The organism is Bradyrhizobium sp. SZCCT0231 (genome assembly GCF_018130245.1).
Lineage (GTDB): Bacteria > Pseudomonadota > Alphaproteobacteria > Rhizobiales > Xanthobacteraceae > Bradyrhizobium > Bradyrhizobium japonicum_F.
Genome location: NZ_JAFCKP010000008.1, coordinates 25,247 through 47,255, shown reverse-complemented (window position 1 = coordinate 47,255; position 22,009 = coordinate 25,247). Strand labels below are relative to the sequence as shown.

At 65.9% G+C, this 22,009-nt stretch carries 22 protein-coding genes; 7 read left to right on the top strand and 15 right to left on the bottom strand.

Features of this window, described 5'->3' with window-relative positions:
* Nucleotides 1-181: 181 nt before the first annotated feature.
* The 10 genes from thiL to JQ566_RS19730 all read right to left on the bottom strand — a co-directional run bounded on the left by thiL (nt 182) and on the right by JQ566_RS19730 (nt 9,498).
* Nucleotides 182-1,174, bottom strand: coding sequence for a thiamine-phosphate kinase (thiL, locus tag JQ566_RS19775; RefSeq protein ID WP_212374693.1), 993 nt, complete (start codon nt 1,172-1,174; stop codon nt 182-184).
* Between the two features lie 175 nt (nt 1,175-1,349).
* On the bottom strand, nt 1,350-1,847 hold the full coding sequence (nusB, locus tag JQ566_RS19770; protein ID WP_212374691.1) for a transcription antitermination factor NusB: 498 nt from the start codon (nt 1,845-1,847) through the stop codon (nt 1,350-1,352).
* Nucleotides 1,848-1,851: 4 nt separating this feature from the next.
* Complete coding sequence (gene ribH / locus JQ566_RS19765; RefSeq protein WP_018644625.1) at nt 1,852-2,343, bottom strand: 6,7-dimethyl-8-ribityllumazine synthase; 492 nt, start codon at nt 2,341-2,343, stop codon at nt 1,852-1,854.
* 95 nt (nt 2,344-2,438) lie between these two features.
* Nucleotides 2,439-3,062 (bottom strand): riboflavin synthase, encoded by a 624-nt coding sequence (locus JQ566_RS19760; protein ID WP_212374689.1) that lies wholly within the window; start codon nt 3,060-3,062, stop codon nt 2,439-2,441.
* Nucleotides 3,062-4,210: a bifunctional diaminohydroxyphosphoribosylaminopyrimidine deaminase/5-amino-6-(5-phosphoribosylamino)uracil reductase RibD gene (gene ribD, locus JQ566_RS19755; RefSeq protein ID WP_212374687.1), complete on the bottom strand. Its 1,149-nt coding sequence runs from the start codon at nt 4,208-4,210 to the stop codon at nt 3,062-3,064. Before ribD ends, JQ566_RS19760 begins: the two co-directional genes overlap by 1 nt.
* Nucleotides 4,207-4,689 (bottom strand): transcriptional regulator NrdR, encoded by a 483-nt coding sequence (gene nrdR, locus JQ566_RS19750; protein WP_131868092.1) that lies wholly within the window; start codon nt 4,687-4,689, stop codon nt 4,207-4,209. The genes ribD and nrdR overlap by 4 nt, the downstream gene beginning before the upstream one ends.
* A gap of 71 nt (nt 4,690-4,760) precedes the next feature.
* On the bottom strand, nt 4,761-6,059 hold the full coding sequence (gene glyA, locus JQ566_RS19745) for a serine hydroxymethyltransferase (protein ID WP_212374685.1): 1,299 nt from the start codon (nt 6,057-6,059) through the stop codon (nt 4,761-4,763).
* A 264-nt stretch (nt 6,060-6,323) separates the two neighbouring features.
* Nucleotides 6,324-6,545, bottom strand: coding sequence for a hypothetical protein (locus tag JQ566_RS19740; protein WP_027573689.1), 222 nt, complete (start codon nt 6,543-6,545; stop codon nt 6,324-6,326).
* Nucleotides 6,546-6,582: 37 nt separating this feature from the next.
* Complete coding sequence (locus tag JQ566_RS19735; protein ID WP_212374683.1) at nt 6,583-6,819, bottom strand: hypothetical protein; 237 nt, start codon at nt 6,817-6,819, stop codon at nt 6,583-6,585.
* 108 nt (nt 6,820-6,927) lie between these two features.
* Complete coding sequence (locus tag JQ566_RS19730) at nt 6,928-9,498, bottom strand: autotransporter outer membrane beta-barrel domain-containing protein (protein ID WP_212374681.1); 2,571 nt, start codon at nt 9,496-9,498, stop codon at nt 6,928-6,930.
* 205 nt (nt 9,499-9,703) lie between these two features.
* Here JQ566_RS19730 and JQ566_RS19725 point away from each other — a divergent pair, with 205 nt between their 5' ends.
* A complete protein-coding gene (locus tag JQ566_RS19725) occupies nt 9,704-10,708 on the top strand; it encodes an AraC family transcriptional regulator (RefSeq protein ID WP_212374679.1) in 1,005 nt (334 codons plus the stop codon).
* Nucleotides 10,709-10,884: 176 nt separating this feature from the next.
* Here JQ566_RS19725 and ldtR read toward each other — a convergent pair whose 3' ends face one another.
* Together ldtR and JQ566_RS19715 are read right to left on the bottom strand one after the other, a co-directional pair.
* Nucleotides 10,885-11,403, bottom strand: a complete 519-nt coding sequence (ldtR, locus tag JQ566_RS19720; RefSeq protein WP_025036696.1) for a transcriptional regulator LdtR — start codon at nt 11,401-11,403, stop codon at nt 10,885-10,887.
* 526 nt (nt 11,404-11,929) lie between these two features.
* On the bottom strand, nt 11,930-12,427 hold the full coding sequence (locus JQ566_RS19715; RefSeq protein WP_212374677.1) for a DUF6163 family protein: 498 nt from the start codon (nt 12,425-12,427) through the stop codon (nt 11,930-11,932).
* 151 nt (nt 12,428-12,578) lie between these two features.
* Here JQ566_RS19715 and hemB point away from each other — a divergent pair, with 151 nt between their 5' ends.
* The 3 genes from hemB to JQ566_RS19700 all read left to right on the top strand — a co-directional run bounded on the left by hemB (nt 12,579) and on the right by JQ566_RS19700 (nt 15,278).
* The gene (gene hemB, locus JQ566_RS19710; RefSeq protein ID WP_212374675.1) at nt 12,579-13,640 is read left to right on the top strand and encodes a porphobilinogen synthase; all 1,062 of its coding nucleotides are present in this window, start codon (nt 12,579-12,581) and stop codon (nt 13,638-13,640) included.
* A gap of 250 nt (nt 13,641-13,890) precedes the next feature.
* Nucleotides 13,891-14,433, top strand: a complete 543-nt coding sequence (locus tag JQ566_RS19705) for an RDD family protein (RefSeq protein WP_212374673.1) — start codon at nt 13,891-13,893, stop codon at nt 14,431-14,433.
* Nucleotides 14,434-14,501: 68 nt separating this feature from the next.
* A complete protein-coding gene (locus tag JQ566_RS19700; RefSeq protein WP_212374671.1) occupies nt 14,502-15,278 on the top strand; it encodes an arginyltransferase in 777 nt (258 codons plus the stop codon).
* A 70-nt stretch (nt 15,279-15,348) separates the two neighbouring features.
* Here JQ566_RS19700 and JQ566_RS19695 read toward each other — a convergent pair whose 3' ends face one another.
* Nucleotides 15,349-16,701, bottom strand: coding sequence for an Nramp family divalent metal transporter (locus tag JQ566_RS19695; RefSeq protein ID WP_212374669.1), 1,353 nt, complete (start codon nt 16,699-16,701; stop codon nt 15,349-15,351).
* Between the two features lie 171 nt (nt 16,702-16,872).
* Between JQ566_RS19695 and JQ566_RS19690 the strand changes: the two genes are divergently transcribed.
* Nucleotides 16,873-18,126: an MFS transporter gene (locus JQ566_RS19690; protein WP_212374666.1), complete on the top strand. Its 1,254-nt coding sequence runs from the start codon at nt 16,873-16,875 to the stop codon at nt 18,124-18,126.
* Here JQ566_RS19690 and JQ566_RS19685 read toward each other — a convergent pair.
* Nucleotides 18,123-19,382 carry an adenylate/guanylate cyclase domain-containing protein gene (locus JQ566_RS19685; RefSeq protein ID WP_212374663.1) on the bottom strand — a complete coding sequence of 420 codons (1,260 nt, stop codon included), beginning with the start codon at nt 19,380-19,382 and terminating at the stop codon, nt 18,123-18,125. The two genes, JQ566_RS19690 and JQ566_RS19685, sit on opposite strands and share 4 nt — an antisense overlap.
* Before the next feature lie 179 nt (nt 19,383-19,561).
* Between JQ566_RS19685 and JQ566_RS19680 the strand changes: the two genes are divergently transcribed.
* Complete coding sequence (locus tag JQ566_RS19680; protein ID WP_212375046.1) at nt 19,562-20,719, top strand: MFS transporter; 1,158 nt, start codon at nt 19,562-19,564, stop codon at nt 20,717-20,719.
* A 31-nt stretch (nt 20,720-20,750) separates the two neighbouring features.
* Nucleotides 20,751-20,942, top strand: coding sequence for a hypothetical protein (locus JQ566_RS19675; RefSeq protein WP_212374661.1), 192 nt, complete (start codon nt 20,751-20,753; stop codon nt 20,940-20,942).
* A 9-nt stretch (nt 20,943-20,951) separates the two neighbouring features.
* Here the strand turns inward: JQ566_RS19675 and dmeF are convergent, their stop codons facing one another.
* Nucleotides 20,952-21,935 carry a CDF family Co(II)/Ni(II) efflux transporter DmeF gene (gene dmeF / locus JQ566_RS19670; protein WP_212374659.1) on the bottom strand — a complete coding sequence of 328 codons (984 nt, stop codon included), beginning with the start codon at nt 21,933-21,935 and terminating at the stop codon, nt 20,952-20,954.
* Nucleotides 21,936-22,009 lie beyond the last annotated feature (74 nt).

Below are 22,009 nucleotides of genomic sequence, written 5' to 3'. Positions count from 1 at the left end.
GCGGTGCGGCGCCTTGATTTTGAACAAAGCCGCCCCCTTTGCCCCAAGGGACGGCCTCAGTCGGTTGCGAGCTTGCCAAAATCAAATTGAGGGTGCAACGCCGGATGAGGTCGAAAACGCCGATCTGGGCAGGTATTTAGGACCCAGTGCTGCGAACTAAGATGCCGATTTGGAGCAATTCCTAGAAGTGGCTGTAAGACAGCCGCGTCAAGAGCAGTTCCTGGCCCTGCCCGTCCAGGAAGCGCGGCGGCTCGTGACCCTCCGCGATCGTGCCGATCGCCGTCACGGCAATGCCCATGGCCCGCCCCGCGGCAATCAGCCCGTCGCTTTGCGCAGGCGGAACGGTGCACAGCACCTCGTAGTCATCGCCTCCCGCAAGCAGCGCCTCGACGCAAACGACATTGCGGGCGAGCAGGCCGGCCGCCGCGGCCGAGAGTGGTACGCTTGTCACGTCGACCGAAGCCGAGACCCCGGACGCTGCGCAGAGCTTGGTCAGATCGCCAGCGAGTCCGTCGGAGACGTCCATCGCTGCGGTCGCATGGTCGCGCACGGCCCGCGCCAGCACGTTGCGCGGCTGCGGCACCCGATAGCGTGAGACCAGAAAATCCCGTGCAGCAGGATCGGATGTCAGCGCGCCGGCAGCGGCGCCGTCTCTGAGCACGTCGAGGCCGAGCGCGGCGTCACCGATCGTCCCCGTCACCAGGATGCGATCGCCCGGCCTTGCGCCGGTGCGTCCAATCATCCGTCCCCGAGGCACGCGGCCGAAGGCCGTGATCGAGATCATCTGCGGGCCCGGTGTCGACACCGTGTCGCCGCCGAGCAGAGGACAAGCGAAGGTCTTTGCGTCCTCGCCCAGCGCGTCCGCAAAGGGACGGAGCCAGGCATCCTCCTTGCTGCGCAATGCCAGCGTCAGCACGAAGCCGGCTGGCAGAGCGCCCTTGGCGGCGAGATCGGACAAGTTCACCCGCAGCGCCTTGCGCGCGATGGTATCAGGGGGATCGTCGGCAAGATAATGCACGCCCTCGACCACGGCATCGGTGGTGACGACGACGTCGTCGCCGGACGACGACAGGATCGCGGCGTCGTCGACCAGCCCGAACGCGCCGGGGTCGGTCGCCAGCGGCTTGAAATAGCGCGCGATGAGGGAATCTTCGCCGGAGGGATTGTTTGCCATCAGCGCCAGCCACATCCACCGCTGTCATCGCCCGGCTCGACCGGGCGATCCAGTATTCCAGAGGCGGTTGCGTAAAATCGATAGGCCGCGGCGTACTGGATCACCCGCCTTCGCGGGTGATGACAGCGGAATATGGGGCAGCCGTCTCGCATCACTTCACCGCCCTCGCGGGAAACTACCCTCGCCCGAACTCGTCACCGCGGAACTGCCGGCCGATCTGGTCGAGCACGGCATTCACCATGCCGGTCTCCTCGCGGTCGACGAACGCATTGGCGACGTCGACATATTCCGAGACCACCACCCGGCCTGGCACGTCCTTGCGATGCTGGAGCTCATAGGCCCCGGCCCGCAGCACTGCGCGCAGGATCGCCTCGATCCGCTTGAGCGGCCAGCCCTTCGACAGCGCCTCGTCGATCAGCGGATCGAGCTTCTTCTGGTCGCGCACCACGCCCGAGACGACGTCGCGGAAGAACGCCGCCTCGGCCGGCAGGTAAGTGTCGCCCTCGACCTCGTTGCCCAGCCAATGGCTCTCGAACTCGGCGAAGATGTCGTTGATGCCGGCGCCGGCGATATCCATCTGATACAGCGCCTGCACGGCTGCGAGCCGCGCCGCACCGCGCCGGTTGGCTTTTTTCTCCGGAGTGCCCGCCGGCTTCCTGGTGTTGTCGGCCATGGCTTCAGGCCCGCGCCAGGCGGCGTTTGATGCGCAGCATCGCAAGCGCCGCGCGCGCGGCATCGCCGCCCTTATTGAGCTCGCTGGCGCGCGCCCGCGCCCAGGCCTGGTCCTCATTGTTGACGGTGAGGATGCCGTTGCCGAGCGGCAGCTTTCGCGCCACGGCGAGGTCCATCAGCGCGCGCGAGGATTCCTGCGAGACGATCTCGAAATGAATGGTGTCGCCGCGGATCACGCAGCCAAGCGCGATCACCGCGTCATAGGGCTTGCCGTTCGCCGCCGCGGCATCGACCGCGATGGCCACCGCCGCCGGGATCTCCAGCGCGCCGGGAACCGTGATGACGTCGTGGGTCAGGCCGGCCGCCTTCAGCTCGGCCACCGCGCCGTCGAGAAGCGCGTCCTGGAGATCGTCATAGAACCGCGCCTCGACAATCAGCGCGCGTGCGCCGGAAATGTCGGTCTGGTCCTTCAGGGGTGCGCGCCGCGCGTCTGCCATCGTTCAATCCGTTTCGAAAGGGTCGGCGCTATGTAGTCGCCGCCAGAGGCTAAGCCAAGTTCAAAGACAGTGTCATTTCAGGCCGGCTTCGCCGGTCACTTCATTTCCGTCAGCCGCGCCGCGTAGCGGGCCATCAGATCGACCTCGATATTGACCTCGTCCCCCGCCTTCCAGCCGCCGATCGTCGTGACATCAAGCGTGTGTGGGATGATCAGCACCGAAAAGGTCACATCTGCAACCGTATTGATCGTCAGCGAGACGCCGTCGAGCGTAATCGAGCCCTTGGTGGCGATGAAACGCGCCAGCTCCCGCGTCGTCGAGAGCACGAACCGCGCCATGTCGGGCAGGTCCTCGCGGCTGACGATGGTGGCGATCCCATCGGCGTGGCCGGCGACGATATGGCCGCCGAGCTCGTCGCCGATCTTCAGCGCGCGCTCGAGGTTGAGCCTCGTGCCGACCTTCCAGTGTTTTGCCGTCGTCAGCGCCAGCGTCTCGGCCGCGGTGTCGACGTCGAACCAGGTCCTTTGCTTAGAGTCCCTGCCGTCCGCAACGCCCGAGGCGACCACGGTCAGGCAGACGCCGTTGCAGGCGATCGAGGCGCCGTCGGCGATGGTGCTCTGATCGTAGCGGCAGGCAATCCGCAGCCGGTGCAGCTGCCCCTGCGCCGTTGGCGTGAAGCTGACGATCTCGCCGATATCGGTGACAATGCCGGTGAACATTACGCGCGCTCGTAGATGGTGAGAGTATCCTTGCCGAAGGTCTCGCTAGCATGAACCTTGTAGGCCGGCGACTGCGTGATTTTCGACAGGGGCAATGCATCGAGCGCATCGACACCGCCTTCGCCGACCTCTTCCGCGCCGCGGAACAGCCAGATCTCGTCGACGAGATCGGCCGCGACGAAGGACGCCGCAATACGGCTGCCACCCTCGACCATCAGCCGCGTGATGCCCTTCTTGGCCAGCGCATGCAGCACGGCCGGCAGATCGAGCCCTGCTGCACTGCCCGGCGGCACGCGCAACATCTGCGCACCGGCCGCCCCAAGCCGCGTTGCGGCCGCGGCTTCGGCGAGCTCAGACCCCACCACCCAGAGCGGCGTCTCGCGCGCGGAGCGCACGAGCCGGCTCGATGCCGGTATGCGCAGGCTCTGGTCGAGCACCACACGCACCGGCGAGCGGTCCGCCATGCCCGGCAGGCGGCAGGTGAGAAGCGGATCGTCCGCCAGCACCGTACCGATGCCGACCAGGATGGCATCGCTCTGCGCGCGCAAGATGTGCACGCGATCGCGAACGGCCTCGCCCGTGATCGCAACCGGCTTGCCGCCGGCCGCGCCGATCTTGCCGTCAGGCGAGACCGCGAGCTTCAGGATCACATGCGGGCGCTTGTCCCGGATGCGGCGGAAATGCCCGGCGTGGTCGAACGCGGCCTCAGCCGCGCACAGACCGACGTCCACCGTGATGCCGGCCGCGCGCAGGCGCGCATGGCCCTGGCCCGCGACATCAGGATTGGGGTCCTCGATCGCCGCCACCACGCGCTTGATGCCGGCCGCGATCACCGCATCGGCGCAAGGCGGCGACTTGCCGAAATGCGAGCACGGCTCCAGCGTGACATAGAGCGTGGCGCCCCGCGCCGCTTCGCCTGCGCGCCGCAATGCTTCGGGCTCGCCATGCGGACGCCCACCGGGCTGCGTCCAGCCGCGGCCGACGATGACGCCGTCCTTGACGATCACGGCGCCCACTGCCGGGTTGGGCCAGGTGCGCCCCTGCCCGCGCCTGCCCAGCGCGAGCGCCAGCTCCATGAAACGGCGATCAGCATCCTTGGCCTCGCGGGCCTTCTGCGCGAATTGGTCTTCCAGAATGCGGAAGATCATTTGCGGATCGCGGCGAGCCGCGCTTCCTCCTCACCGGAGAGCTCGCCGAGCACGTTGGCGAAATCCTTGGCCTCGCGGAAGTTGCGGTAGACTGAAGCAAAGCGCACATAGGCAACGTCGTCGAGCGTGCGCAGATGCTCCATCACGGTCTCGCCGATCACCTCCGAGGAGATCTCGGCCTCGCCCCCGGTCTCGAGCTCGCGCACGATGGTGGAGACCATCTTCTCGACCCGCTCCGGCTCGACCTGCCGCTTGCGCAACGAGATCTGCACCGAGCGCATCAGCTTGTCGCGGTCGAACGGCACGCGGCGGCCGTTGCGCTTGATCACCGTGAGCTCGCGCAGCTGCACGCGCTCGAAGGTGGTGAAGCGGAAATTGCAGGCGACGCACACGCGCCGCCTGCGGATCACGGACGAGTCCTCGGTCGGACGCGAGTCCTTTACCTGCGTATCGAGACTGTTGCAGTTCGGGCAGCGCATCCAACGAGACCTTTATTTTCGCATGATCTTTTCGGAAAACCGGTACCCGCTTTTCCGGATCATGCGGCGCCTTACTGGTAGATCGGGAACCGGTCGGTGAGCGCCTTGACCCGTTCCTTGATCGCAGCTTCCACCAGCGGCGCCTTGCCGTCGGAGGATTGCGCGATCGCGTTGAGAACCTCGGCGATCATGCCGCCGACCTGCTGGAATTCGGCCACCCCGAACCCGCGGCTGGTCGCGGCCGGCGTGCCGAGCCGAATCCCGGAGGTGACAAAGGGCGACTCCGGGTCGAACGGAATGCCGTTCTTGTTGCAGGTGATGGCCGCGCGGACCAGCGCCTTCTCCGAGACGTTGCCCTTCAGGCCCTTGGGCCTGAGATCGACCAGCATCAGATGATTGTCGGTGCCGCCGGAGACGATATCGAGACCATGACCCTTCAAGGTCTCTGCCAAGGCCTTGGCGTTCTCGACGACGCTCTTGGCGTACACCTTGAAGTCCGGACGCAACGCCTCGCCGAAGGCGACCGCCTTGGCCGCAATCACGTGCATCAGGGGACCGCCCTGCAAGCCCGGGAAGATCGCCGAATTGAGCTTCTTGGTCAGCGTCTCGTCATTCCACAGCATCAGGCCGCCGCGCGGACCGCGCAAGGACTTGTGCGTCGTGGTGGTGGTGACGTGCGCATACGGCACGGGCGAAGCATGCACGCCGCCGGCGACGAGCCCGGCGAAATGCGCCATGTCGACCAGCAGGTACGCGCCGACGCTGTCGGCGATCTCGCGGAAACGCTTGAAGTCCCAGGCGCGCGAATAGGCGGAGCCGCCGGCGATGATCAGCTTCGGTTTCACCTGCTCGGCCTGCTTGGCCACCGCGTCCATGTCGATGACCTGGTCCTCGCGGCGCACGGTGTAGTGCGCGGCCTTGAACCACTTGCCGCTCATGTTGACGGGCGAGCCGTGGGTGAGATGGCCGCCGGCGGAGAGATCGAGGCCCATGAAGGTGTCGCCGGGCTGCAGCAGCGCCAGGAACACCGCCTGGTTCATCTGGCTGCCGGAGTTCGGCTGCACGTTGGCGAAATTGGCGCCGAACAGCTTCTTGGCGCGATCGATCGCAAGGTTCTCGGCGACGTCGACCCACTCACAACCGCCGTAATACCGCGCGCCCGGATAACCCTCCGCGTACTTGTTGGTCATCACCGAACCCTGCGCTTCCAGCACGGCCCGGCTGACGATGTTCTCGGAAGCGATCAGCTCGACCTCATGGCGCTGCCGGCCAAGCTCGCCCTTGATGGCGGCTGCGATTTCCGGGTCGGCCTGCTCGAGCGAGGCGGTGAAAAACGAATCGGGCGCGGAGGCGGTTTTTGCGAGGGTCATCTTGCGAATATCTCCACCGCCGCAGCCTTTTGGCGGGCTACGGGCGGGTCTGGTGTGGCGATCGGAAGCACGCGCGATCTACCACATCGCCCGCCCCGGGCCAAGCATTTGCGGGTCGGGCCTGATATTTATGCAAGATATGGTGGGATTGGAGGTTTTCAGCCGGGAGCGGTTCTATGGAACCGCTCCTCTGCAATCTCTGGACTGGGGCCGCTTTGGGCCTCATCTCGCCGACGGGCCCCACCGGGCGGAGCCGGCGTCGTTTCACAGCCCCGTATACCCCGCCTTCACCGGGTCCACGCTGCCGTCGAGCTGGCGCAGATAGGTCAGGCCGCACACCGTCAACCTGTGGGGGTCCGTCTCGCCGGCTTCCATCAGGATGTTGAGGTAATTCGTGACCTTGACACGCGCCTCCTCGCTGGCCGCCGCAGTGCGGTTGGCGAGCAGGTCATAGGTCTGCATGATGCGGTCGATGGCAGCTTCCATGGCATCCTCTGGTTCGTCGGGATATTGGGAATTTTGATCAGGCAACCGCTCTGGCCTCGGTCTGCGCCTGGAACCGGGCGATCGCCTTGTTGGCCAGCCTGATTCTGTTGGATTCACCTTGCTGGATCAGCTTGACGATGAGGCCGAGCAGGCGTTCGTCGGTGACGAGAGAGTCCGGGATCGCGCCGGAACGGCGAAGGTAGTTCGCGGCGATGGCGTAGGCTTCGCTTACGAGTTCCACGTTCATCGCCTGAAGCCCGCGCTCGACCAGCATCGCACCCTCCGGTTGGGGAGAACAACGGCAGGGCGCGGAACTTGTTCCGCAGGACGAGCAGTTTTTTTGCAGGTGCGAACCGGAACCGTCGGCGGCGTTTCCGGCGGCCTACCAGGTCACGCGCGCGCCGCCCTTGCCGAAATAGGTGCGCGCGACATCGTTGGTATAGGTCGCCTCGCCCAGCGCAAACAGCGTGAGCCGGCCCATCTGCCAGTCGACGCCGGCGCTGCCGTAGCCGCCGGCGACGCTGCCGCGGTCCGACGTGGCTGCGACGAAGTTCTGCCCGAGCAAGACGACGTTGAGCAGGTCGCCCGCGCTGCGCTGTTGCGCGAGCGCACCGGCAGAGACTCGCGCGGTCACGCGATGTCCGTTGGCAAGCGTCGCGCTGTTGGCGAAAGTGAGTTCGGCACGCTCCTCCCAGGCCTGGAAGTCGCGGCCGGTGACGCTGACATTGGCGGGGCCCGCGCCCGTCTCGGTGTAGCCGCCGAAATGCGCCGCCACGTAGCGCACTTTCACCGCCGGGGTGATGGTGAAACCGCGCCCGTCGACGTCGAGGCGGCGCCCGAACATCAGCGCCGGATTGACGAACCAGCCGCCATAGGAGGCCGTTGCCGTCGCGAAGGCGAGACCGCCCCCGATATTACGCTGGTTGGTATTGTCCAGGCTTCCTCCAATCACGGACAGATCGAGGAAGATGCCGCCCCAGATCTTGCGGCCATAGGCGCCGCCGAACACGGTGTCGGTGCCGGTGCTGCCGGCGTTGAAATGAAGGTTGGTCTTGTTGGCGCTGCCGCCCGCCAGCACACCGAGCCTGAGGTCCGGACCGACGAGGCGCTCATAGCCGACGGCACCGCCATAACCGGTTGTGGTCCCGCCGATCAAAGCGCTGCTGTCGTCCTGCTGGCGTTGGCCGCCGAAGGCCTTGGCCCAGACCGCGTTGCCGTCGCCATAGCTTGCGCTCGCCGCCTTGAAGACGGGCGCCCGGGCGTACCCCAGGGCATCGGAGGTGGCATCGGAGGGGAAGCTGGCGAACGCATCGAACGGGGACGGCGAGCTTTCCGTTGCGGCAAACGCGGTGGCCCCACCCGCGCCGGGCGCGAACACCGGCGCATCGGGCAGGACCGACGCGATCCAGCCGGTGATGTCCATGATGGCGCGGTTCTGGGCGCCGGCGCCGGAGAGATCGGCAACAATGATCTGGTTGGGCGTAACCACATAAGGATTGCCGGCGGTGGTCACGGTCGACAGCGTCTTGTCAAAATTGGCCGTGTTCAGGATCCAGCTTCCCGGTCCGAACCTGACCGTGTCGGCACCGCCGCTGAAATCGACCGCGCCGCCGAAGCGCGCGCCGGGAAGCACGGTCAGGCTGTCGGATTGTGCCGGTGTCGTCGCTCCGAACTGGATCGCCGTCCCGCCCGCGCCGATGATCGTGCCGGAATTGACCACGCTGCCGGCGGCGCCCGAAACCACGCCGACACCCGAAGGCCCGGTCCCGACGATTGTCCCCGAATTGACGATGTTGACGCTGCCATTGACCGCGCGAGCGCCCGCGCTGCTTCCGCTGATCGAGCCCGAGTTCGTCAGGAACAAACTATCGTTGCTCGCCGAGATACCCGCCGAATGGTCCCCGATGATCGTGCCCGAATTGGTAACGCTCGCCGTCTGGGAGGCGATGACGCCTTCCCAATAGCCCCGCAGCACCCCGGAATTCGTGATGTCCACGTTGCTGCCGCTCACGCCGGAACCGTTGTTCGCGATGATCGTGCCGGAATTGGTCACCTTGGCATTGCCGGCAGAAATGGCCGGGCCAAATCCCGTGACGATGATCGATCCCGAATTGGTCACGTCGATATTGCCGCTCGAGAAAGGCCCTGCTCCGGCAGACATGATGGTGCCGGAATTGACGAGCGTCAGACTGGTCAGGGCGTACATGGCGCTGCCGGAACTCCCCAGCATCGATAGCGTACCCGAATTGATCACGACGGCACTGCCGCTGGCAGCCCGGATCACACTCGCCTGGGCGACGATGGTGCCGGAATTGGTCACGAAGGCGTCGCCGCCAACGAGGATCCCGTGGGAATTGCCGGTGATGCTCCCCGAATTGACGACGGTGGCGTTCTGGCCGGCGTAAACGCCCTCGAAGGGGGCGGTGATGGTACCGGAATTGGTGACGGTGACGTTGGTGCCGCCCCGCACGCCGTCACCGTTGAAGGACGAAATCGTCCCGGAATTCGTCACGACCGCAGTCCCGCTGGAGGCGACGCCGTACAGGCCGCTGAGCGCCCCGGAATTCGTCACGGTGACGCTGCTGATGGCCTCGATGGCGGACAGGTTCGTGCCGGTGACCGTACCGGAATTGACGACCGATCCGCTGTTGAACCTGATGCCGTAATTGGTGCCGGTCACCGTCGCACCCTGGACGACGGTCACGCCGAGATTGTTGATCAGAGAGGTGCCGAAGCCATTTGGATTGTCCTGGTTGACGGTACTGCCCGTACAGGTCGCCGAGACATTGTCGGCGGCCGCGGGGGTGCAGACCGCGTGGGCCGGCGCCGCGAACAGCGTTATGGCGGCAAAGGCCGCGAGGGCCGCAGCAAAGGAAACAGCCGCCGCGCATCGGCGCCCGGATGAATGCGGAAAATGACCGGGAGCGGCACGCAACGGATGAGGAGTGGGCATCTGCAAAGGCCTTGAGCGTCAAATCACTTGCGACCAATAGGTCGCCAGCATCGTACAACGGATTCGGGCTCTGCGAAGCGCAGCCGACCAAGTTTGAATTCAGCGGTCAAGTCTTCCGGTCCAGGAAGTCAAATTCTTCTTCGGCGCGCGTCGGGCGCCGTTCTATAACGGCCATCGATAGACGTTGGGATTTCACCGGCAGATCATGTCCACCCCCATTCCCGTGCTGCATTTCGACACCAGAGATTTTCCAGAGCAGGACAGATTCGACATTTGGCGTTCGGGCATCGCCACGCATCAGGTGAGCCGCCTCGAGCCTGACGCCGCTTTCGAGGCCATCGTGGATGCCTGGACCCTGGGCGACATGGTCGTGACCCATTCCCGGATCGGTGCAGCCAGGATGGCGCGGACCGCCGAGATGGCGAAGGCCGACGGGCTCGACGTGATCCAGGTCGTCTTCCTCAAGGCCGGCACGGTAACCTTCACCGACGACGCGCCCTCCCCGCGCACGATGCGGCAGGGCGAACTGGCCGCGTTCGATACACGCCGCGCTCTCGTGACCGAGGGCTCGGCGCTGGATTGCATCACCTGCACCATTGCGCGGCGCGCCTTCGAGCGCACCGGCTACGATCCCGCCACGCACGGACTGATCATTGACGGGGCATGGGGCCGCCTTGTCGCGGATTTCCTGTTGTCCTTCGTGCAGCAGCTCGAGGAGATGAGCGTCAACGATGCGGCCAGCCTGTCGGCCGCATTCGTGGGATTGCTGACGACGGCGATGCGCGCAAGGCCGCCGAGCGTCGACGGCGCGAACGGCAGGTCGGTGACATCAGTCCGCGAGCGGGCCGAGGCCTATATCGACCAGCACCTCGCCTCCGACAAGCTCGGCATCGCGGCGATGAGCCGGGCGCTGGCGACTTCGAAATCCAATCTCTATCGCGCTTTCGCCAATGCCGGTGGCGTCACGGCCTACATCCGCAAGCGACGGCTCGAGACGATCCACGCCCGCCTGAACGCGGGAGAGCCGCTTGCGATTCATGATATCGCCAGGGAATACGGTTTTGCCAGCGCGGCGCATTTCAGTCGCGCGTTTCGCAAGCAATTCGGATTCAGCCCGCGGCGCGCGCGCCTCGGCTACGTGTCGGCCCCGGTCGTCGCGGCCGATGACGACGTCGCACTGTTTCGCCAGTGGGAGGAACGTTTGCGCTGAGGAGCGCGCGGGCTCACTCGACGTGAAGATGCTGCGCTCTGCGCATCAGAGTTGCGTACACGCGCGAACGGCGCACCAGTCCGAACAAGCGGACCGGCGCGCTTGGGGAGGTCAGACTTTCGTTCGGGAGGCTTGCCGGTCTTGTTGCGGGCCGGCTTGGTTTCCCTTGCGAAAACTCAGAGGCGATAGAGGATCTGGTCGGTCCAGAACCGCTCGAGGCGGTGCAGCGACTTGTTGAGGGTCGCGAACTCGTCGCCGGAGATGCCGCCGACCTGCTCGACCGTCTTGACGTGCTTCTGGTAGAGCGCATCGACGATGCGGCGGACTTCCTGGCCCTGCGGGGTGAGGCGGATGCGCACCGAGCGGCGATCGACGCGCGAGCGCTGATGATCGAGGAAGCCGAGCTCGACGAGCTTCTTCAGATTGTAGGAGACGTTGGAGCCGAGATAGTAACCGCGCGTGCGCAGCTCGCCCGCGGTCAGCTCCTTGTCGCCGATGTTGTAGAGCAAGAGCGCCTGCACCGAGTTGATGTCCGCACGGCCGCGGCGATCGAATTCGTCCTTGATCACGTCGAGGAGCCGGCGATGCAGCCGCTCCACCAGCGTCAAGGCTTCCAGATAGAGCGACTGCACCGAACCCTGCTGGCCGGAGACGCGCTCTGCGGTATCTGCCGCAGTTGCGACGGCTTTCATCATGACACTTCCCCTGTTGTCGTTTTTATCGACACTTATTCGACGAAACTTGTGTCCCGTCTGATAGGTGCAACTTAAGGGGCGCGTTTGAAGATCGGCTTAAATAAGAGAATAAAGAGATCATGAATTTAAGACAGTGAATTGCTGATTAAGCCTGTGCCACAAGCACTTTTCGCAACCGTCTGTTGACCTTCGCAAGGTCCTGTTCACCCTCCGTCCGCCCCGGTTGTCGCATTCCAGAACAGCCCCGCCCCGTTTCGAAACGGGCGCGTAACGGCTGTGGCGGAACCGGCTGGTCAATGAAAACTTACCGCGAATTTTAGGCAACCAGCGGTCAACCAAGCGCAACACTCTCGTGTCCCGGACAAGCGAAGCGCAGAGCCGGGACCCAGAACGCCGCAAACGAGATGTTGGAGAGATGGGCCCCGGCTCTGCAGCGCACCGCTGACCGGACGATGCTTCGCATCGCCGGGATAGCGCTGCGCTGCGTCCGGGGCACGAGAGTATTGTTGATCGCGACGTTGTCGCGCTACGGCGGCCGTTCGCGCGCGGCCATCCAGGCGAGCGCAAGATAGGCGGCAAGCATGAAGACCTCGACGCCGACCACGACGAGGCTGCCGCCGTAGATTCCCGGGAACATCAGTTCGATCACCGCCATCGACACCACGGTCGTCAGCCACACCACCGCGCCCCAGGGCGTCGCGAGCCAGAGGCCGACGGCGGCCACGAGCTCGATCACGGCGAAGTAGACGGTCGCGGCCTGCCAGGCCATCGACTGGTTCTCGAACGCCTCGTCCTCGCCGCCGACGAAGCCCGTGACCTGCGCCCAGTGATAGAGACCCTTGAGGATCGAGAGCAGCGCCATCACCCGCAGGAACAGCACGAGCCGGCGGGTCCAGACATTGTCGTCGGACTCTGAGCGCTCCGACGAGATCGCCGCCACCGACAGTGCGCTCTCTCTGGCATTGTCTCGGGCGGCGTCCCTGGCGCTGTCGCGGGTCGCATCGCGGGTGGAGATCTCGGACATGGCCCCCTTCTGGCTGCTTCGGCCCGCAAAATCAATCGGCTGCCCAAGATCGACAGCCACGTCAGTTCAATTCTGCCTTGCGGCAGGTCAAGCCGCGGTGACGGGAACCGTGCGAGCTGGTATAAGAATAATTCCAGCCGGAGGAAGAGTGATGGCGATCAAATACGGACGTCCGATCGAATTGCGCGAGGTGTCGCGCCGGGATGGCGGAACAGCCTCCCCTGCCCTCGATCTGACCGTCCGCCCACGCCGCAACCGCAAGGCCGAATGGGCCCGGCGGATGGTGCGCGAGAACGTCCTCACCACCGACGATCTGATCTGGCCGCTGTTCCTGATCGACGGCAACAACAAGCGCGAGCAGATCGCCTCGATGCCGGGCGTCGACCGCCTCAGCGTCGACCAGGCCGTGCGCGAGGCCGAACGCGCGATGAAGCTCACCATCCCCTGCCTCGCGCTGTTTCCCTACACCGATCCCTCCTTGCGCGACGAGGAAGGCTCGGAAGCCACCAATCCGAACAACCTGGTCTGCCAGGCGGTGCGCGCGATCAAGAAGGAGTTTCCGGAGATCGGCGTCCTCTGCGACGTCGCGCTCGATCCCTTCACCAGCCATGGCCATGACGGCCTGATCTCCGACGGCAAGATCCTGAACGACGAGACGGTCGCCGTGCTGGTGCGCCAGGCCTTGGTGCAGGCCGAAGCCGGCTGCGACATCATCGCGCCCTCCGACATGATGGACGGCCGCGTCGGCGCGATCCGCGAGGGGCTGGATCGCTCAGGTCTGCTCGATGTGCAGATCATGGCCTATGCGGCCAAATACGCCTCCGCCTTCTACGGCCCGTTCCGCGACGCCATCGGCTCGGCCAAGACACTGACCGGCGACAAGCGCACCTACCAGATGGACAGCGCCAACACCGATGAAGCGCTGCGCGAGGTCGAGCTCGATATCGCCGAGGGCGCCGACATGGTGATGGTGAAGCCCGGCATGCCCTATCTCGACGTCGTTCGCCGCGTGAAGGACACGTTTGCGATGCCGACCTTCGCCTACCAGGTCTCCGGCGAATACGCGATGATCGCCGCCGCCGCCAACAACGGCTGGCTCGACGGCGAACGCGCGATGATGGAAAGCCTGCTCGCCTTCAAGCGCGCCGGCGCCGACGGCGTGCTGAGCTATTTTGCGCCGAAGGCGGCGGAGAAGCTGCGCAGCCAAGGTTAAGGTCTCGTGGGCAAAGCGTCCGCCGTAGCTCGAAGAGCGAAGGAAGGCGGAAGCGTGCCCACCATTTCTGCTGCGGTGTTGGGATAGATGGTGGGCACGGTGCTAGCGCGCCTTCGCCCACCTACAGGACTGCCCGATCCTCCGCCCCCGAATCGCCGGAATATTTCGGCTTGTTAACGTCAGCGCGCCCTTGGCGCGGGCATGGCCTGTTCCCATGTCCTGCGACGGGGCTTCGCTGGGAGAACGGACCATGTCGTACGACTCGGGCAATTCGGGCGCCTGGCGCAATGACGGCGGGGTGCAACCGCATGCCTACGATCCCTATCTGCATCCGGAGCTGTTCCGGGGCGTAGCGACGCGGCGGGTGTTCGCCTTCCTGATCGACATGGTCGTGATCTCGGTCCCGGTGATCCTCGGCTACATCTTCATCGCCTTGTTCGGCGTGGTCACCCTCGGCCTCGGCTGGGCGCTGTTCTGGATCGCCTGGCCGGCCTCCGTGATCTGGGCCATCGTCTATTACGGCGCGAGCATCGGCGGTCCGTCCTCCGCCACGGTCGGCATGCGCCTGATGGACCTGGAGCTGCGCACCTGGTACGGCGCGCCAGGCTACTTCGTGCTCGGCGCCACCCATGCCGTGCTGTTCTGGGTGACGGTCTCGTTCCTGTCGCCGTTCGTGGTGCTGGTCGGCCTGTTCAACGGCCGCCGTCGCCTGCTGCACGATTTCGTGCTGGGAACGGTCGTGATCAACAATTCGGTTCGCATACCCGCACCCCAGGCGGCGCGGACATGGTGAGCTAATCGATTGACCGGGGGCTTCTGGAGCGCGATGCTGATGCCTGTTTCGGAGGCCCACGACGTCCCTTGACCCAGCACTCGCGCGACACCCCACAGTTTTACCTCACGGCGCCCTCCCCTTGCCCGTATTTGCCGGGCCGGCATGAGCGCAAGGTGTTCACGCATCTGGTCGGGGACCGGGCCGGTGACCTCAACGACCTCCTGACCCATGGCGGCTTCCGCCGCAGCCAGTCGATCGCCTACCGGCCGGCCTGCGACCAATGCCGCGCCTGCGTCTCGGTCCGGGTCATCGCCAACGAGTTCCGCCCCTCCCGTAGCTTCCGGAAAGTCATGGCGCGCAATGCCGACATCATCGGCGAGCAGCGCAGTGCGGTGCCGACCTCCGAGCAATATTCGGTGTTCCGCGCCTATCTCGACGCCCGCCACCGCCACGGCGGCATGGCCGACATGACGGTGCTCGACTACGCCATGATGGTCGAGGACAGCCACGTCGAGACCCGCATCATCGAATACCGCAAGCGCGGCCCCGACAGCGGCCTCACCGGCCGCGGCGAGGAGCTGATCGCGGTCGCCCTCACGGACGTCCTCAGCGACGGCCTGTCGATGGTCTATTCGTTCTTCGAGCCGAGCCAGGTCAGCCGCTCGATGGGCACCTTCATGATCCTCGACCACATCGCGCGTGCGCGACGTCAGGGCCTGCCTTACGTCTATCTCGGCTACTGGATCGAAGGCTCCAAGAAGATGGACTACAAGGCCCGCTTCCTGCCGCAGCAGCGCCTCGCCCCGTCAGGCTGGCTGCGGATCGATGCGCAGGGCGACTCGGCGTCCGAGCCGCAGGATTGAAGAAGCGAATGGTGACTGGCGAATAGCGAATAGATGAAACACTCGCTATTCGCTATTCCCTATTCGCCACTCACCCGAACAGCGTATCCGCCAGCAGCTTCACGTTCAAAATCACGATCACGCCCGCAACGATCCACGCGATCGCAGCGACGGACACCGGGATCGCAAACTGGCCCATCTTGCGGCGGTCGGAGACGAAGCGCACCAGCGGGATGACGGCGAAGGGCAGCTGCATCGACAGCACAACCTGGCTGAACACGAGCAAATCGGCCGTGCCGCGCTCGCCATAGATCGCGGTGACGATGATCACGGGAACGATGGCAATGCCGCGCGTGAGCAGACGGCGCGCCCAGCTCGGCAGGCGCAGGTTGAGAAAGCCCTCCATCACGATCTGGCCGGCGAGTGTCGCCGTCACCGTCGAGTTGAGGCCCGAGGCGAGCAGCGCCACCGCGAACAGCGTCGAGGCGATGCCGAGACCGAGCAGCGGCGACAAAAGCTCAAAGGCCTGGCCGATCTCGGCGACGTCGGAATGGCCGGTTTTGTGGAAGGTCGCGGCGGCCACGACGAGGATCGCAGCGTTGATGAACAGCGCCAGCATCAGCGCGATGGTGGAGTCCGTCGTCGCCCATTTGATCGCTTCGCGCCGGCCGGTGTCGTTGCGCTCATAAGCGCGCGTCTGCACGATCGAGGAGTGCAGGTAGAGATTATGCGGCATCACGGTGGCGCCGATGATGCCGATCGCGATGTAGAGCATGTCGGAATTGGTGAAGATCTCGCTCTTCGGCACGAAGCCACGCAGAACCTCCGCCACCGGCGGGGCCGCCGCCGCGATCTGGACCACGAAGCAGACCGCGATCACCGCCAGCAGCGCAATGACGAAGGCCTCCAGGAAGCGGAAGCCGCGGTTCATCAGGAGCAGCAGCAGGAAGGCGTCGAGCGCGGCGAGCAATGCGCCGCCGATCAGGGGAATGCCGAACAGCAGTTTCAGCGCGATCGCCGTGCCGATCACCTCGGCGAGATCGCAGGCGATGATCGCTGCCTCGCAGGCGAGCCACAGCAGGAAGTTCACCGCCGGCGAATAGGTGGCGCGGCAGGCCTGCGCGAGGTCGCGGTCGGTGACGATGCCGAGCCGCGCCGCCAGCGACTGCAGTAGGATCGCCATCAAATTCGAGAGCAGGATGACGGAGAGCAGCGTGTAGCCAAACTTCGACCCGCCGGCGAGGTCGGTCGCCCAATTGCCGGGGTCCATGTAGCCGACCGAGACGAGATAGCCCGGACCGACGAAGGCCAGCAGCCGTCGCCACCAGCGGCCCGCGGCCGGAATGGCGACTGTGGAATTGACCTCAGCGAGGCTCTTGGTGATGGGCGCGTCAGCGCGCCAGCCGGCGGCGTCGGGGCTCAGGTCGGGTGATCGGGCGTCCATGTCGGCAGAATACCCAAGTTCGTTCTTATTGCAACTCATTTGCAACTGCATCTAGCCGCAACTGTTCCCGCCGCGGACCGTGGGGATTTCGCCTCTTGTCGGGAAGCGGGTGGGTTTGGTGGTCGTCAGGGGCGAACATTGGCGCAAATTTGCCTTTGCAGGATATGAGCCATGTCAACGCCCCCTCGCCTCCCCGACACCTTCAACCGCCTCGCCTGGTCGAATCTCGCGGCGCAGTCGGCCGAGCAGATCGCACTCGCCGCAGCGCCCATCGTCGCGGTGCTGACGCTGGGCGTTGCCGAAGGCCAGACCGGCCTGCTCCAGACCGCGCTCACCTTGCCTTTCGTCCTGTTCGCCATTCCCGCCGGCGTGCTCGCCGACCGCATCTCCCGCCGCTGGCTGATGGCGGGCGCCGAGGCGTTGCGGGCCGCCGCGCTCGCGGCCGTCGTGCTGCTGCTCGCGCTGGGGGCCCTCAATCTGCCGCTGCTGGCCTTGCTCGGCTTCGCCGCCGTGTGCGGCACCGTCGTCTACAGCGTGGCGGCGCCGGCGCTGGTGCCCTCGTTGGTGAGCTCCGACCTGTTGCCGGCGGCGAATGCCCGCATCGAGCTTGCGCGCACCATCGCCTTCGCCAGCGGCCCTGCACTCGGCGGGGTACTGGTGGGATGGTGGGGCGCGAGCCCGGCGTTCGGCTTTGCCGCGGCGCTCTCGGCCATCGCGGTGGTGCTGCTCTCCGGCATCTACGAGCCCGCGCGCGCGCCGGCGCCGCGGCGTCATCCCTTCCAGGAGATCCGCGAAGGCGCGGCCTTCGTGTTTCACCATCCGCTGCTGCGGCCGGTGTTCGTCACCCAGTTCATCTTCAACACCGGCTGGTTCCTGCAGATCGCGGTATTCGTGCCCTACGCCGTGCGTCATCTCGGCTTGACGGCCGCCGGTGTCGGCACGGTGCTCACGATGTACGGTGTCGGCATGGTGATCGGCGCGCTGATTGCCACGCGCGTGATGAAGCGCGTTGCCTTCGGCACGGTCGTCGGGCTCGGCCCCGTCACCGGCTTCGTCGCCGCCTTGGTGATGGCGCTGACAGTGCTGCTCCCTTCGCCCTGGCTCGCAGCCCTGAGCTTCTTCCTGCTCGGCGCGGGGCCCATCCTGTGGGTGATCTCGACCACAACCCTGCGCCAGTCCGTGACGCCGCCGCGCCTGCTCGGCCGCGTCTCCGCCATCAACATCATGAGCTATGGCGCCCGCCCGCTCGGCTCGGCGTTGGGCGCGATCGTCGGCGGCCTCTGGAGCGCGGAAGCGTGCCTCTATCTCGCCGCCGCCGTCTTCGGCCTGCAGGCGTTGGTGATCTTGCTGTCACCGGCGGTGGGGCTGGACCGGCAGCCGGACATGGTGGGGGACGAGGCGGCGGCGCTGGAGCAGCCTGCCTAACCCGCCAGATACCGCTCGTAGCTCCCCATCACCGGCTCGCTCGCGTCGACCTCCGGATCCAGCGTGTAGAGATCCTGCGCGCGGCCGATACCGCGCAGCGCATAGCGGCCGGTGGAGACGAGATAGCGGCGGCCGGCGGCATCGAGGCCCTTATAGAACTCGGATGAGGCCAGCAGCTCGCGGTCGACCGAGCGGCTCATCGAGGCGATGCGGCTGACCTCGTTGACGGTCGGGCCGACCACGGTGAAATCAAGCCGGTCCTCGCTGCCGATATTGCCGTAGAGGACCTCGCCGACATGCAGGCCGATATAGGCCGACGTGGTCGGACGGCCCTCCGCCGCCCGCCGCTTGTTCAGCGCGGCGACATTCTTGCGGAACAGGTGCTCGGCCCGTAACGCGGCCCGCCGCGCATCCGCCATGTCCTCGCCCCAGAACATCGCGAGCACGCCGTCGCCGATCAGCTTCAGCACGTCGCCGCCGGCTTCGTGGATCGGATCGATCACGGCCTGCGCATAGTCGTTGAGGAACGGAATGATCTCGTCGGGACCGATGCTCTCGCTGATGCCGGTCGACCCGCGCAGGTCCGAATACCACAGCACGGCGTTGATGCGCTCGGTGACGCCGCGCGAGATGCGCCCGCGCAGCACCTGCTCGGAGGCGTCGCGGCCGAGATAGACGCGGCCGAGCGTGCGCGCGATGTCGACCTGCTGCGCCGATTTGATCGCGAGTCCGAGCACCGGCACGAGATCGCGCAGCGCCTCGAGCCCGCCTTCGCCAAAGCCTTCGGGACGGCGCGTGGTCCAGCAGGAATACAGGCAGTCCATCAGACCGAGCGCGCCGTTCTCGCCGAAACGATGCACGAAGGCGAGATAGTGCTTGTGGCCCTTCTCGGCGAGCTCGCCGATCTGCGAGAAATCCAGCGACGGCGCGTCGGCGAGATCGATCACCATCTCGTCGTGGCCGTGCTCGAGCATGTGAAAGAACACCGAGCGGCGCCACTTCTTGTTGGCATCGCCCTCGGCGGTCGAGCCATATTCGAAGGCGTCGCTCTCGTTGCTGGGGCGGTCGCTCCAGAGGAAACCGCGGCCCTCATAGATCGGATGCAGGGTGTCGATGACGATGAGGGCGCGCGAGAGTTCCAGCCCTTCGGCGCGGCAGCGCTCGCAGAACCCGCGGAGCAGTTCGTTTTCGGGCAGGCCCGTGAGCCCCTGGCCGGTCAGCCAGTTCATCAGCGCAAGGCGCGAGGTCAATTGCATGCGCCATTATGGCGTGCATTCGTGACGAGCGGAAGGCGCAAGCCTCGCGCGGGGCCGAGTGCAAGGTTCCCCGTCCCTTGCAGATCGAATATGTCGCGGGCGCGGTTGACGCACTTGCCGTGCGGGCGGCAAATGCCGGCGATGAAGACTTCCTCGGCCAGAATCGGCGGCACGCGCCGATGACCCATCGCCAGCTTCCGATCATCCTCGCGCTCGGCACCACGCAGACCCTCGCCTGGGCCTCCAGCTACTATTTGCCGGCGCTGCTCGCCGATCCCATGTCGCACGACCTCGGCGTCTCCTCCAACTGGATCTTCGGCGCATTTTCGGCCGCGCTGGTGATCTCGGCAATGCTCGGACCGCGCATCGGACGGCAGATCGATCTCGTCGGCGGCCGTCAGGTGCTCTCGGCCTCGAACCTGACCATTGCCGCCGGCCTCGTGCTCCTTGGGTTCTCGCAATCGATCGCGGTGATGGCGTTCGCCTGGCTCGTGCTCGGCATCGGCATGGCGATGGGTCTCTACGACGCCGCCTTCGCAGCGCTCGGCCGCATCTACGGCACCGAGGCGCGCAGGCCGATCACCGGCATCACGCTGATGGCGGGCTTCGCCTCCACCGTCGGCTGGCCGCTCACCGCCTGGGGCATCGCCCATATCGGCTGGCGCGAGACCTGTTTTGCGTGGGCCGCCGCCAACATCCTGATCGGCCTGCCGCTCAATTTCTTCATGCTGCCGGTGATCAAGGGCGCGAAGCAGGCCGCGGCCACGGCGAAGAAGCCGCATATGCCGCTCGACCGCACCATGCTCCTGCTCGCCTTCATCTTCGCCGCGGTCTGGACCGTCACCGGCGCGATGGCCGCGCATTTCCCGCGCATCCTGGAGACGACGGGGGCCACGCCGGCCGAGGCCATCGCGGCCGGCGCACTGATCGGCCCGGCGCAAGTCGGTGCCCGCATGTTAGAGGCCGGCTTCCTCAGCCGCTTCCATCCGCTGTGGTCGACACGGCTCGCCAGCCTCACCCACCCGGTCGGAGCCGTGATCGTCGCGATCTTCGGCGGTGCGGCTGCAAGCGCCTTTGCGCTGTTCCACGGCTCCGGCAACGGCATCCTGACGATCGCCCGCGGCACGCTGCCGCTGTCGATCTTCGGCCCGAAGGATTTCGGCTACCGCCTCGGCATCATCGGCGCGCCGGCGCGGATGGCGCAGGCGGTGGCGCCGCTGGTCTTCGGCCTGCTCATCGACGTCATGGGCGCCAAGGTGCTGATTGTCTCATCCGCGCTCAGCCTGTCGGCGCTGGCGGCGCTGTTCCTGATCCGTGCCGAGCGGCGGCCGGATTGACCGCACCGTCGCTTTCGCGCACAAGCGAGCCATGAGCAACGACGCCGGCCCGCCCCGCACCTTCAAAGGCCTCCTGCGCTGGGCGACCACGCCGCCGCAGGCCTGGGGCGTCTACCTTCTCGCCGTCCTCCTGGTCTGGCTGCTGTCGTTCTATGCCGGCATGCTGAAGCCAAAGAAGACGCCGGACGCGAGCCCGCCCACGGTGACGGCGCCGAAAGGCTGATCCCTCACGTCAATGCGGGCAGGTCTCGACCTCGACGGTGACGTGGCTGAGGCCCTTCAGCCCCGCGAGCCGCCGCTTGTAGACGGCCGGCTGCTTCGGCTTGTCCGACACCACCGAGAGCAGCACGGCGCAATGGCCGGGGCCGACCTGCCAGAGATGCAGGTCGGTCACGCGATCGTCGCCGACCTCCACGCGCGAGCGGATCACCCGCTCCAGCTTCTCGTCGGCGCGCACGTCGAGCAGCACCGCACCCGATGTCTTGATCAGGCCGAACGCCCAGCTTGCGATCACGACGCTGCCGATCAGGCCCACCGCCGGATCGGCCCAGACCCAGCCCGAATACATGGCGACGGCGAGCGCTGCGATCGCCAGCACCGAGGTTGCGGCATCGGTCATGACATGGACATAGGCCGCGCGAAGGTTGTTGTCGTGGTGATGGTGATGTTTGCCGTGATGATCGTGGTCGTGGTCATCGTCATGATCGGCGCGGTCATCATGCGCATGGCCATGGTCGTGACCGTGACGGTGATGATCGTGGCTATCGCGCAGCAGCCACACGCTGGCGAGATTGACGCACAAGCCGAGGACAGCCACGGCCATGGCTTCGCCATAGACGATCGGCACCGGCGTGATCAGCCGCAGCACGCTCTCATAGGCGATCTCGACCGCGATCAGCCCGAGGATGATTGCGCTGGCGAAGGCGGCAAGGTCGCCGAACTTGCCGGTGCCGAAGGTGAAATGCGCATTCCCCAGATGCCGGCGCGCGAAGCGATAGGCGAAGGCGGCAATGCCGAGCGCTGCCGCATGCGTGCCCATGTGCCAGCCGTCGGCCAGGAGCGCCATCGAGCCGAACAGCGAGCCGGCAACGATCTCGCCGGCCATCATGACCAGCGTCAGCACGACCACGAACCAGGTGCGGCGCTCGTTCTCGTCGTGCTTCTCGCCCAGGAAGGCGTGGTCATGGGTCCATTGTTCGATGGAATGCGAATGCATCGAATTCTCCCGAAGATTCAGGTCTGTCGGCGCGCAATATAGACGGGGGGCAGCAATTTTCTAAGGTCCAATCG